The sequence below is a fragment of the Ruegeria sp. BA2 genome (genome assembly GCF_056539605.1).
Genome location: NZ_JBQFVE010000016.1, coordinates 32,587 through 45,005 on the forward strand (window position 1 = coordinate 32,587; position 12,419 = coordinate 45,005).

The 12,419-nt window shown below is 59.2% G+C and carries 13 protein-coding genes; 8 read left to right on the top strand and 5 right to left on the bottom strand.

The window, feature by feature from the left end:
• The first annotated feature begins 90 nt into the window (after positions 1 to 90).
• The 5 genes from ACR0NN_RS22155 (at position 91) to petA (ending at position 6,038) form a co-directional block, all read left to right on the top strand.
• Positions 91 to 1,140 carry a YncE family protein gene (locus tag ACR0NN_RS22155; RefSeq protein ID WP_170417931.1) on the top strand — a complete coding sequence of 350 codons (1,050 nt, stop codon included), beginning with the start codon at positions 91 to 93 and terminating at the stop codon, positions 1,138 to 1,140.
• A gap of 132 nt (positions 1,141 to 1,272) precedes the next feature.
• Positions 1,273 to 3,558, top strand: a complete 2,286-nt coding sequence (locus tag ACR0NN_RS22160; protein WP_170418025.1) for a copper-transporting P-type ATPase — start codon at positions 1,273 to 1,275, stop codon at positions 3,556 to 3,558.
• Entirely contained in the window at positions 3,555 to 4,889 is a 1,335-nt protein-coding gene (locus ACR0NN_RS22165) for an APC family permease (protein WP_255612171.1), read from the top strand. Before ACR0NN_RS22160 ends, ACR0NN_RS22165 begins: the two co-directional genes overlap by 4 nt.
• Positions 4,886 to 5,164 (top strand): DUF2933 domain-containing protein, encoded by a 279-nt coding sequence (locus tag ACR0NN_RS22170; protein ID WP_170417934.1) that lies wholly within the window; start codon positions 4,886 to 4,888, stop codon positions 5,162 to 5,164. The genes ACR0NN_RS22165 and ACR0NN_RS22170 overlap by 4 nt, the downstream gene beginning before the upstream one ends.
• A 325-nt stretch (positions 5,165 to 5,489) precedes the next feature.
• On the top strand, positions 5,490 to 6,038 hold the full coding sequence (gene petA, locus ACR0NN_RS22175; RefSeq protein ID WP_050605700.1) for a ubiquinol-cytochrome c reductase iron-sulfur subunit: 549 nt from the start codon (positions 5,490 to 5,492) through the stop codon (positions 6,036 to 6,038).
• A gap of 292 nt (positions 6,039 to 6,330) precedes the next feature.
• Here petA and ACR0NN_RS22180 read toward each other — a convergent pair whose 3' ends face one another.
• Both ACR0NN_RS22180 and ACR0NN_RS22185 read right to left on the bottom strand, forming a co-directional pair.
• Positions 6,331 to 7,581, bottom strand: a complete 1,251-nt coding sequence (locus ACR0NN_RS22180) for an MFS transporter (RefSeq protein WP_170417937.1) — start codon at positions 7,579 to 7,581, stop codon at positions 6,331 to 6,333.
• Positions 7,568 to 8,596 (bottom strand): lysylphosphatidylglycerol synthase domain-containing protein, encoded by a 1,029-nt coding sequence (locus ACR0NN_RS22185; RefSeq protein ID WP_170417940.1) that lies wholly within the window; start codon positions 8,594 to 8,596, stop codon positions 7,568 to 7,570. The genes ACR0NN_RS22180 and ACR0NN_RS22185 overlap by 14 nt, the downstream gene beginning before the upstream one ends.
• 89 nt (positions 8,597 to 8,685) lie before the next feature.
• On the opposite strand from ACR0NN_RS22185, the gene ACR0NN_RS22190 reads away from it, so the two are divergent.
• Together ACR0NN_RS22190 and ACR0NN_RS22195 are read left to right on the top strand one after the other, a co-directional pair.
• A complete protein-coding gene (locus ACR0NN_RS22190) occupies positions 8,686 to 9,099 on the top strand; it encodes a heavy metal-responsive transcriptional regulator (protein WP_170417943.1) in 414 nt (137 codons plus the stop codon).
• Between the two features lie 284 nt (positions 9,100 to 9,383).
• The gene (locus ACR0NN_RS22195; RefSeq protein WP_170417950.1) at positions 9,384 to 9,860 is read left to right on the top strand and encodes a DUF411 domain-containing protein; all 477 of its coding nucleotides are present in this window, start codon (positions 9,384 to 9,386) and stop codon (positions 9,858 to 9,860) included.
• Between the two features lie 211 nt (positions 9,861 to 10,071).
• Here ACR0NN_RS22195 and ACR0NN_RS22200 read toward each other — a convergent pair whose 3' ends face one another.
• Both ACR0NN_RS22200 and ACR0NN_RS22205 read right to left on the bottom strand, forming a co-directional pair.
• Entirely contained in the window at positions 10,072 to 10,290 is a 219-nt protein-coding gene (locus ACR0NN_RS22200; RefSeq protein WP_480685579.1) for a GDCCVxC domain-containing (seleno)protein, read from the bottom strand.
• Between the two features lie 4 nt (positions 10,291 to 10,294).
• Complete coding sequence (locus ACR0NN_RS22205; RefSeq protein WP_253283354.1) at positions 10,295 to 10,726, bottom strand: hypothetical protein; 432 nt, start codon at positions 10,724 to 10,726, stop codon at positions 10,295 to 10,297.
• Positions 10,727 to 10,763: 37 nt separating this feature from the next.
• Between ACR0NN_RS22205 and ACR0NN_RS22210 the strand changes: the two genes are divergently transcribed.
• A complete protein-coding gene (locus ACR0NN_RS22210; protein WP_170417953.1) occupies positions 10,764 to 11,183 on the top strand; it encodes a MerR family transcriptional regulator in 420 nt (139 codons plus the stop codon).
• Positions 11,184 to 11,446: 263 nt separating this feature from the next.
• Here the strand turns inward: ACR0NN_RS22210 and ACR0NN_RS22215 are convergent, their stop codons facing one another.
• The gene (locus ACR0NN_RS22215) at positions 11,447 to 12,400 is read right to left on the bottom strand and encodes a LuxR family transcriptional regulator (RefSeq protein ID WP_170417956.1); all 954 of its coding nucleotides are present in this window, start codon (positions 12,398 to 12,400) and stop codon (positions 11,447 to 11,449) included.
• Between the last annotated feature and the right edge of the window lie 19 nt (positions 12,401 to 12,419).

Here is a 12,419-nt window from a genome sequence, read left to right on the forward strand (position 1 = left end):
TTTGACGCCCTTCCTGATGGCCGTCATCTACCGGATTTTTCTGCACGTGCCCGCCAATGCGCGCGTTTCAGTTGACGAAAGGAAACCTAAATGACCCTGTTCAATCTGGCCGCAGGCCTGTCCGTCGCAGCTTTGACTGCGCCTTCGCTCACGCTGGCGGCAACCGTGTTCATTCCCGAAGGCAGCGCGGACTCGGTTCTGGTGATCGACTCCGAAACCGGCAAGACCGTCGAGCGGCTGCCGAGGCTCGTGGCGGTCCATGGGCTGGCCGGCGCGCCCGGCTTTAAGTACCTGGTCGCGGGCAGCTACGCAGAAACCGAGGCCACAACGCCACCAAAACCCGAAGGTATGTCCAAGGATGAACACGCTGCGCACCACGCCAAGCGCGATGTCACTGCGTTGCCCAAAGACAAGGGGCGGAGCCTGCTGACGATCCTTGATGCGGAAACACGCGAGGTCGTCCGCCAGATCGAGGTTCCAGGTGCGGTGCATCACACTGCGGTGTCGCCCGACGGGCGGTTCGCGGTGGCGACCCATCCGGGCGGTGACGGTATTTCGATCGTCGATCTCGATAAGCTCAGCTTCCTTGGTTTCGTAGCAACCGGGCCAATGCCCAACTATGCGGTATTCGCGCCTGACGGCGACAGGGTCTATGTCACCAATACCGGCAATGGTACACTTAGCGAAGTGGATGTCGTCAAAGGCTTCGTCGTACGCAACATGCCCGTCGGCGAAGGCCCTGAGCATCTTGTACTTAACGCCACCGGCAGCGCCGCCTTCGTAGCCGACAGTGATGGTGGCAAGGCCTTCCGCGTAGATCTTGCCAGCGGTTCTGTCACCGAAACCTATGACATTGGAGGCGAGTTGCACGGGATCGGCCTGTCCGACCGCGAGGGCGTACTGTTCGTGGCCGCCAAAGGCACCGACCGGTTGTTGTCGATTGATCTTGCTACGGGCAAACAGCGCTCGACCAACCTGTCACCGGCACCTTATCACCTGACGACCATACCGAACTCAGGCAAAGTGATGGTATCAAGCCGAACCGAACCGAAGGTCTGGATCGTCGATCAAGTCAGCCTGACGGCTATTACCGAAATGCCGATACTGGGTGAGGGCCACCAGATGGTTGTTCTGCCCTGAAGGACTGTGCCCGGCATTGCGTAATTAAACGGCTCTACGACCAAAGCTTAAACCAGGGAGCAGAACATGACAGAAGACCACGACATCAGAATCCACGCGAACGGCCCGACCGAGGTCGCTTACGTCTGCCCCATGCATTCTGACGTGCGTCAATCTGGGCCCGGCGACTGTCCCAAATGCGGGATGCACCTTGTGCCCGAGGGCGAGGTGGATGCGCATGCGCATCACCACCATTCCGCGCATCATGGCGCGACGGACGAGAACGGTGAATATGACATCGTTCCGACAGGCTATGACGGACCCGTATATACCTGCCCGATGCATCCGCAGGTGCGGCAAACCCATCCCGGGTCCTGTCCACTCTGCGGCATGGGGTTGGAGCTGGAAAGCGCGGCGATGGTGGACGAGGGGCCGAACCCGGAACTGGTGGATTTCACTCGGCGCCTATGGGTAGGTGCGATTCTGACGCTTCCACTTTTGGTTTTCACGATGGGCCCCTACGTTGGGCTGTCTGGTGTGCGAGAGATTTTTGGTGAGCGAACAACCCTATGGATTGAACTGATACTTGGCACTCCGGTTGTTCTTTGGTGCGGTTGGCCATTTCTGGAACGAGGGTGGAATTCGTTTCGCACCATGAACCTGAACATGTTCTCGTTGATTGCCATGGGGGTTTCGGCCGCGTGGCTGTTCAGCGTTGTCGCCGTATTGATGCCCCACATATTTCCGGACGGTTTTCGAGATTCAGAAGGCCATGTTGGGGTCTATTTCGAAGCGGCCGCAGTTATCGTTACACTTGTTCTGCTCGGGCAGGTGATGGAACTGCGGGCACGCGAAGGCACAGGAAAGGCAATCCGCGCTTTGCTGGACATGGCCGCAAAGACCGCCCGCATTATCCGCCCTGACAGCAGTGAAGAGGAAATTCCGCTTGAAGAAGTACAGGTAGGTGACCGCCTTCGCGTACGCCCCGGCGACAAGGTGCCAGTAGACGGCATTGTACTCGAAGGGCGCTCATCTGTTGACGAAAGCATGATCTCTGGCGAACCGGTTCCGGTCGAAAAGGTACAAGGCGAGCCGGTCACAGGGGCCACAATCAACGGCACCGGTAGCCTTGTGATCGAAGCAACCCGAGTGGGCTCTGACACAATGCTGTCCCAGATTGTCGAAATGGTGGCCAACGCGCAACGCTCGCGCGCACCAATTCAGAAATACGCTGACAAAGTGGCGGGCTGGTTTGTACCGGCGGTCATAAGTATAGCTGCGCTGGCCTTTATTGCATGGGCAATTTGGGGACCGGCTCCGGCGCTCTCCTACGCCTTGATCGCAGCGGTGTCGGTACTGATCATAGCTTGCCCGTGCGCGCTTGGCCTGGCCACTCCGATGTCGATCATGACGGCCACGGGGCGCGGGGCGCAGGCCGGAGTGCTGATCAAAAATGCCGAAGCGCTGGAGCGGTTCGAGAAGATCGATACTTTGATCGTCGACAAAACTGGCACGCTGACCATGGGCAAGCCAAAGCTTGTGGCTGTATTACCCGAACCTGGCCATGACGAGGTCGAGGTGCTGCGGCTGGCCGCAACGCTGGAGAAGGGCTCGGAGCACCCGTTAGCTGAGGCAATCGTCACAGGAGCCGAGGAACGTGGCGTAGCCCTGTCCGACGCCAGTGACTTCGAGGCGGTGACTGGTAAAGGCGTGAAAGGCACGGTGGATGGCCGCCCCGTCGCGCTCGGCAATCTGAAACTGGTCACCGATCTCGGACTCGAGGCGGCCGAACTGACGGCCAAGGCCAATGCGCGTCGGGATGACGGCGAAACGGTGATGTTCGTGATGCTTGATGGTTCAGTGGCGGGGTTGGTCTGCGTCGCCGACCCGGTCAAGGAAACAACACCAGCCGCACTCAAGGCGCTGCACGAACTGGGTTTCCGGATCATCATGGCGACTGGCGACAACGAACGCACTGCAAAGGCGGTGGCCGAACGTCTGGGTATCGATGAGATTCGAGCCGACGTACTGCCCGAGGACAAGGCCCGCATAATTCGCGAACTGCAGGAGAAAGGCGCAAAGGTCGCCATGGCGGGTGACGGAGTGAACGACGCACCCGCGTTAGCGCAGTCCGATGTGGGCATCGCCATGGGGACCGGTGCCGACGTGGCGATCGAAAGTGCAGGCTTCACGCTGGTCAACGGAAGCCTTGATGGCATCGTGCGCGCCCGTAGGCTGGCCCGCGCTACCATGCGCAATATCCGGCAAAACCTATTCTTTGCCCTGATCTACAACGCCTCGGGCGTTCCGGTGGCGGCGGGTCTTCTGTTCCCGCTTTTCGGCATCCTGATCAGCCCGATGTTTGCGGCCTTCGCTATGAGTGCTTCATCGATTTCAGTGGTGTTGAATGCGCTGCGATTGCGGGGGGCGAAGATTTGAGCACGCACGAGCATAGTACCCACGGCGCCAGTGGCGCGCTGAAGCCCGGATCAATCTCGCTGACCGGAGCCGTCGCCATGGGGACCGGCGTGATGATTGGCGCTGGGATCTTTGCACTTACCGGACAGATCGCCGGGCTGGCGGGGCCATGGTTTCCGCTGTCCTTCGTGGTCGGGGCCGTGGTGACGGTTTTCAGCGCCTATACCTATATCGCCATGTCCAACGCCTGGCCCTCATCAGGCGGCATCGCCATGATCCTGACCAAGGCATATGGGCCCGGGGCGGTTGCGGCGGCGGCCTCGCTGCTGATGGCACTGTCGATGGTGATCAACGAAAGCCTCGTCGCGCGTACTTTCGCGACCTATGCGCTCCGCCCGTTCAACATCGAGAGCGGACCGCTGGTGTCTTTGGTCGCTGTTGCGCTGATCGTCTTTGCCTATGCGGTGAACCGGTCGGGCAACCGGTCGGTGGGGTTGTGGTCGATCATCATGTCGGCGCTCAAGATAGGCGGGATCGCAATATTCGGCATCGCCGCACTTTGGGCTGCGGGCGGAACCTGGCAGGTTCAGGGCTCGGAACCGGCCGCGCCGCTGGGGTTCGTCGCCTCGGTAGCCCTGTCGATCCTCGCCTTCAAGGGCTTTACCACCATCACCAACAGCGGGGCCGAGATCGTCGACCCGCACCGCAATGTCGGGCGCACCATCATGATCTCGATCGCGATCTGCGCGGTGGTCTACCTGCTGGTCGCCCTTGCCGTCGGTGTCAGCCTGCCGCCCGAGCAAATCCGCGCGGCGCAGGACTATGCCCTGGCCGAGGCTGCCAGGCCGGTGCTGGGGCAGGGCGGGTTCTACCTGACCGTGGCGCTGGCGATGGTGGCGACGGCCTCGGGGCTGATCGCCAGCGTTTTCGCTGTGTCCCGGATGCTGGCGATGCTGACCGACATGAAGATGATCCCGCACAGCCATTTCGGCATGACGGGCAGCATCCAGTCTCACACGCTGATCTACACGGTCGTGATTGCGGGCCTGCTTGCGGTGTTGTTCGACCTGTCTCGCATCGCCTCGTTGGGGGCGTTCTTTTACCTGGTGATGGACATGGCGGTGCATTGGGGTGTCTGGCGACGCTTGCGCGGTCAGATCAAAGCCCGTGGATGGGTCTTGCTGACCGCCCTGGCGCTGGACTGCGTAGTCCTGACCGCGTTCACAATACTCAAGCTGCGCTCCGACCCGATGATCGTAGTATATGCCGTTGCTGGCATCGGCTTGGTCTTCGTCTATGAGCGCATCTTTCTCAAACAATGGATCATCGAAAAGGAGACAAATCAGCTATGACCCAATCAAATTTCGACGAAACCCGCGCCACACAGGAGACGACCGAAAGGGTCAGCTCTGACGTAACGGCCGAAGCGCCCAAAACCGAAGATCAGACGGCCAACGGTGCCAAGCGTAATTGGCTCCCGGTTGTCATTGCGATCGCGTTGGGCGCCGCTGTTCTGGGCTGGGAATACCGCGAGACACTCTATCCTTTGCTCAGTTCTCCGTTGCTGTTCTTGCTGGTCTGCGTGGGCATGCATTTCTTAATGCATCGCGGCCACGGCAAACACTGAGAACGGCGCCCTGTATGGCTGGCGGCTTTGCGGCAAGAACACTGCGCAACAAGGAGCAGCAACGGCCAACTGATCAGAACAAATTTGTAACCCAATAAGGAAGGGAAATTGCCATGTTAGCAAATCCAATTCGGAGAGCAGCAACTGAACTGCACCTGACGGCCGGTGCACTAACTGTAAAGGCATTGCACGGTGACACCGACGAAGATCACTCTGATGAATAGGGAATGGGGCATCGCGGTGAAGAAGAGGACCAAGGCGACTGATCCACCTCGTCCGAGTCCTATAATTCGATGAACCCGTCCTGACGCACAGGAGGAACAATATGTCTGAATTTTCTGAAAGACAGGCACCTTCAGAGCCTGAAACTCGGCGCGATTTCTTATACTTCGTCACCGGCGGTGCCGCCATCGTGGCCACGGGCGCGGCGGTCTGGCCACTTGTTAACAGCATGAACCCCAGTGCAGACATCTCCGCCCAAGCCGTTGTCGACATAGATCTTGAAGGTGTCGGACCAGGAACGAGGATCACTGTTAAATGGAAAGGCAAGCCGATCTTTATCGACCACCGGACTAAAGAGCGGATCGCGCTGGCGATAGCAGAAGACGATGCACCAATGATCGACCCGCAACCTGACGCCGAGCGCGTACAGCGACCGGAATGGCTGGTAGTTATTGGCGTTTGCACCCATCTGGGATGCATACCACTCGGGCAGGGCGGCAGCGAACCCACCGGAGACTGGGACGGTTGGTTCTGTCCGTGTCACGGTTCACATTACGACACGTCTGGCAGAATTCGGAAAGGCCCCGCGCCCCGCAACCTCGATCTGCCCCCTTACGAGTTCGTCACCGACACACGGGTCAAAATTGGGTGACGGCGCGGTGAACTTTGTTCAGAGGCGCGTGCCTCACCAAGTTCGTTTGTCAGTCCTCGAATATCCCTCGATCAGCGCCGCGATGCTATGTGGCGGAATTCGACATGTACCCCGCTTTCTGGAGTTTTCGAGAAGAGACCTCGCCGTCATGTTCTGAACGGAACAATTCTAATCGCTGCGCTCAACGTTTTCTGCTTCGCCCATGTTTAGACATGCCATCTTGCCTTTTGACAGGATCGCATCTGAATTGCGGGTTGAGAGGAAACGCTTTGGTCCTGAACAAGGTGCTATTTCAACCCCGTGTCAGCCGCGCGGCGATCGCGACCTGTCCCAGCGCGGCCAGGATCGCAGCGATGAACACGGCTTCGATGGCGATCATGCTGACCACCACACCGCCCACAAGCGGCGCCAGCGCCGCCGGGGCCGCAAAGCTGTTGAACCACGCGGAATAGGCCGGGCGGCGGTCGTCGGGCGAGATCTCCAGCAAATAGCCGAGATAGCCGATGGTCACCCCGTTCATCATCGCGCCGATCAGGAAGAACAGCACCGCGAAACCGGTCAGCCCCGAACCCGTGACCACAAGCAGCAAAACCAGCACCGGAGGTCCGAGACGCACCAGTGCCACTATCCCCAGCAGGCGCAATTTGCCCGCCTGGTCTCCGATGTGGCCCCAGAGCGGATTCGAGGCCAGCGCGCCGACAGTCTGCGCCGCCAACAGCGTTCCGACATCCGCCGCCCCGAGGCCGCTGCGGCTGGCGGCAACGACATAGAACGGCAACGCCATCAGCGTCGCTGCACCAAGCCATTGGAAGATCAGGAACAGCCGGAACCGGTGGTCCTGCCGCAGCGTCGAGAAACCTTCGCGCAGAAATCCAGACAGATTGGCAGGACGGTCCCGTGGCGCCCTTGCAGCGGTAGCGGGCTCACCCGCGGAGACAAAAAGCGTCGCAGAGACGATCATCAGCACCGCGCCGAGCCAGAAGATCAGCGCATAGGCCCTGAGCGGCGGCATCACGTCGAGCGCGTGTCGCAGAAAGCCCGCCACCAGAACCGCCAGAACACCGCCGCCGAAAAAGCGCCAGGCCAACATCCGGCTGCGGCGCTCGGACGGGATCGCCCGGCCGACGATGTCGTTGTAGGGCACCGCGACCACGCCGCTGACAAAGGCATAGACCGTCCACAATCCCAGCATCCCGAGCGCCAGCGGAACCGGAGGCCAATCGACCTGAGGCCAGTCGGCCCCCCACCACAGAAGAATACCGATCATCGCGACCGTGATCGCCCGCCCATAGGCACCAAGGGCGTAGAACGGCATCCGCCGATCGGTGCGCTCGGCGAGGTAGCCCACCGCGAACTGGGGCAGCAGCCAGCCAAGACGCAGGACCGTGCTGGCATAGCCCACGGCCAGCGCGCTACCGGTCAGCATATGCACCAGACTGGCCACCACCGTCGCGCTGTCCACCGCCGCCGACCCGCCCTGAAACACCGCACCAGCACCGGCGATGCGCCAAAATCTCGTGTCTTCGGGATTACGCCTTGCCATTCGCCGCCTCTGCCTCCGCCCGGGCGCGGCGGATGTCGATGCCGCTCTGCCACAACACCGTCAGGCCGATCCCGACCACCAGAAGGATCGTCAGCACATAGTTGAACAGGATCATCAGAAGGGCGGTTTCGTCCGGAACGCCAAGCACCTTGAGCGCGAACCCCGCCCCAAAGACAAAGCTCGCCGGGATGCGCACGAAACGACCCAGAACCATGGCGAACCCGGCAAACACCATCAGGAACAGGTAATCCCACGCGCTCAGCACCACGCCAACCGCCAGCCCGGCCCACAGGAAATGGGTTGTCGCCACCAGCTTACCCGCAATGGCTGCGGCAATGGCGGCGACGCGGCGGGCCCGTGCCTGTGGCCAGACGATCCCTTCACCGAGCGCGGTGCGCAGATACGCGCCATCGGCCCCGATGCGGGCGGCAGCCCAGTCGAAGAGTCGGCAGACCAGAGGGTCCTCGCTCAGAAGTGACGCGCGGAACCGGAACAGAACCCAAAGCAGGCTGCCGAAAAGCATCAGGTTCAACAGGCCCGCAACGCTCAATCCCAGCCGCAGGTCACCCTCGATCTGTGGAATCTGGCCGGCGGCGGCCACCGCTCCGGCAAAAAGGGCGAAAACGACGCCGTCGAGGAACCGGGCGATGATCGCGGTTGCAAGCACGGTCGCCATCTTCAAGCGGTCGAGCCGGGCAACCAGCCAGGCCCGGACCAGCGGGCTGATGCCGAGCGGGACAAGGACATTTGCGCCATAACCTGCCAGTAGCGCCCCCGTCAGCCGCAGGGTGCCGACGGGTTTCACGTCGAACAGGATCTGCCGCCACTTCCAGCCGCTCATCAGCTGCTCCAGCAGGATGGTGGCGGCAAGAATCGCGATCCAGAACATGTTGGCTCCGCGCAGGCCCTGCAGAAACAGCGCAAAATCGAGGCTGCCGTAGAGCGCAAACACCAGATAGAGCGCCAGGGCGGAGCCGAATATCGGCAGCAGCCACCGTTTCAGGAAGGTCCGCATTTGACATCCTCGCAACTACCAAGACCTCAATGTTTTAACCTCCGTATCATGATACGGTGTCAAGATGACGGTGACGGAGGGAGACTGCGATGCAACCACTCAAGATCGGCCAGGCCGCGCGCGAGACCGGGATAGGCGTCGAGACGATCAGATTTTATGAAAAGAAGGGCCTTGTCACTCAGCCGCCGCGCCCAATTGACGGCGGCGCGCGGGACTATGGTGGTGACACGCTTTGGCGGCTGAAATTCATATCCGGCGCTAAGAAGCTCGGATTTTCGCTGGCAGAAATCGCGGAAATTTTGGAGTTGCGCACGGCACCAAATACCGAGTGCGTCGCGATGCAGGCCAGAGCGCGCAAAAAGCGGGACGAAATTCAGGAACGGATCGAAGGGCTTGCACGGTTGAGGAACAATCTGGACGAGCTGATCGCGGCGTGTCCGGGGCGTGGTGGAATTCAGAACTGTTCGATCGTGGGCGCCATAGAACGCAGCAGTGAGAAATAGGCGCAATTCCGGCCTTGAACGGAGGGTAGCGGCGTTGCTTGCGAACCGGGTTATTGCCAAGCAGGACCCAGAACGGCAGGTGCAGCGAAAAAAGGAGAGCGAGGGTTCCGCTTCCGAGCAGAGTTTGCGCCAGATCATTGTGAGAAATCCCTGCGTCGCCCAGAAAGCCATATCTGATGAGTGTCGGAGGGTGACGGACAAGTCGGCCCTGTAAATGCGGTCCAGCTTTTATCCTACCGGTGCGATTTTATATCGGTTTAAGACAAGTTTACCCAAGAGGGAACATGACAATGAATAACCTGAGCCGCCGCCGCTTGATGCAAGGAGCCGCGGCAATTGCGTGCAGCGCGGCGCTTCCCGCCTTCGCGAAAACCGGTCCCTCAATCCATGTCCTGAAGGATCCGAATTGTGGGTGCTGCGGATCGTGGATCAAAATCATGCGGGCGGAAGGTTTTGAAGTAGGCGTGGAAAACAGTGCTTGGGAGGCCTTGAACGCTTACAAAACCGCCAATGGGATTCCGGAGGGCATGATGTCATGCCACACGGGTCGCGTGGAGGGCTACATGATCGAAGGACACGTCCCATCCGCTGACATTCGGCGCCTGCTGGGCGAACGCCCGAATGCTGTCGGACTGTCGGTTCCGGGAATGCCTTTCGGCTCACCGGGCATGGGGCCGGAAAGTGAACGCGAAGCCTTCGACGTCTTTCTGATCCGCAAGGATGGAACCACAGAGGTGTTCGCCAGCTACCCGGCCGCATAATTTCCCGATGGCGCTGGCAAGATCCTGACAAACACGGCGCTCGCTTCTGCTGCCTGGTTTACGTGACATTCTTCACGGCAAACCAGTTGATCCGTGACTTCACGCCTGCCTTGTCCTACCGGGCAAGTTCCAGCCTACGGTGAAAAAATACCTGCGTCCGCAAAGCCTGATGACCGGCTTTGCGGACAAAACCGACATCCCGGTCGCCGTATCAACCGCAGCATTTGTCGCCCGCCTGAATTGGCGGGCATGGGGCCGATCCGTAGGAACAGTAGACGCAGCAATCGCCGGGAAGTGGCTTCAGGACTTTTCCGCAAGATGTGCATTCGTAGAACCACTGGCACGCGTCTGTTGGCATCGTTTCAGGGCTTGAATGTCCACATTCCGGGCAGATGATCGTGCTGACAAGGTTCGGGTGCTTTTCACTCATGGCGTCACATCAAGGTTATCAGGAAATCATTTATTCGGATTTCGTTGAGCACGATAACCCAAGCGATGGCCGTCAACGCAAAACTGCCTGTCAGCCACCATTTGAAGCGGTCGAGCGAACCACGGCGATACGCGACGATGCCAGAGAGAAACAGCAGGGCCGTCGAACCGCCGAGCACGTAATAACTCGCGGCGGCGATCTTGCCGAATACGGCCAGCCAGCTCCCTCCCAAGCCAAGCAAAATCAAGGCCATCGGCAAGATGCAGCAGGTCGCAACGCCAAGTGCGGTAAACGATCCAAGAAAGCTTGCGCCAACAAACTTGCTCATGGTCAGCTTTCTCCGGCTTTGACGAACTCGAGCGGAAGCCGGTTCGACTTCCTCGATTTTTGCTTCGCGCGGTATGTGAAATTCGACATCATGACCGACAACATGCACCCTGTAGTAGCTACAGGTTCAAGGGAAAGGTCATCACATGATTGCGATTGGCGAAGCGGCGAGATTGACCGGTCTGTCGGTCGAGACGATCCGCTACTACGAACGGGAAGGCATAGTCGAGAAAGCCGGTCGAACCGCCTCGGGACGCCGCGCATACACGGAACGGGAAATCTCCGAGCTCAGATTCATCAAACGCTGCCGCGATCTTGGCTTTACCATTCAGGGTGCATGCGCACTTCGCGAATTGTCCAAAGCGCCCGAGCAAGCTTGTCGTGACGTCGAAGACGTCGCAACAAGACATCTCGACAACGTCAGGTCAAAAATCGCCGCCCTCCAACGGTTGGAGCAAGCACTGGCAGAACTTGTGCAGACCTGCACCGAGGGTACGGCCTCATGCCCCCTGCTAACGGCGTTGCTCAACGAGCCTATCGCCAAAGAAAAAATAAACGACACCTAATTGCAACGCCCGGAAAGGATCGAATCTGGCCAACTCAGTTTGCGGAAAGACTACAATGCGGCTCAAATCCGGCTCGCTCATCATTACCCACCCCATGCCCGAACTCTCTGCCTGTCCTCATCGCAGGCGAGAGTGACATTCCTGAATTGCTCATGGGTGACATTTGAGCTTTGCGGCTACAGATTGCGGAAGCATAAGTGAAATTATGTGAAACTTGCCCCTGCTCACAATTTTGCAAATCAAGCGGTGCACGTGGGCCGAACTCAGAGATGCCTGATCCACACGCATTGATCCCGGTTGGGTCCAAGTTCTTCGAGGATCCTTTCAGCATCCAGATTGAAGTCTTTGGCAATTTCCTGGACCTGAACCGCCTGAAAGCTATCCAAGTTCCGCACCGTTCGACCATCTTCAAAGGTGATCAACTCGTGTGATCTTCCAGACCAACGCACGATCCCGCCGCAAAGGGTCTGTCCTTCAACATCCGCAAGTTCGGCGACCGGGTCGGCAAAGAAATCGGTCCATTTAAGAATACCTGTGCTGACAGCTCTCGCCACTGCTTGTTCCGTTGTCCGGCACTTGAGTTTTGTGACGATCGAAGACGTCAAAGCATGCACCATCCTGGAGGAGAGCCCCGTCTGGCCAGCAACTACGGATGGGATCAATCCTGATGCGAGCATCTTCAGAACATCCATCTCCTGATCGGACAACGCATCCGTAGGAAAGTTGAAAACTGTATCAATCACATCGAGCGCGAGTAGATGCAGGACCTGCGCTTCGTGGCGAAGGGCAGGGAGCATACTCCCGACCAAGGCGTCCCAGTCGGATCGGCGCAGGTTGGAGGTAACCGTAAAGACACCACGCTCCCCAAACGGATTGATAACCGGAATGGATAGTCCGTGCTGACCCACACCAAATTTTCTCGCTGCATCGAATAGCGGTGCGTGTTCACGCTGATCATCAAACACAGCCCAATCAATTGGTGCGATCATTGCGGCGCCAAACCGGATGAGGGGATCGACCAGGACCATGTCGTTGTCGACGTAGTGCCTGACCCATTCGGCCGGGAACGTGGTGCAGCCGTGGACAACGTTGTGATGCTTGTCGATATGGGCGTAGGACGCATTCTCCAGTCCGAACCTCGAACAAATTTCCTGAAGGCGCGCCTCCCCGGTCTGCCTGAAATCCAGTTCAGAATTGCCAATGTCCGCGATTTTCATAGATCGTCTTTCTGTTCCG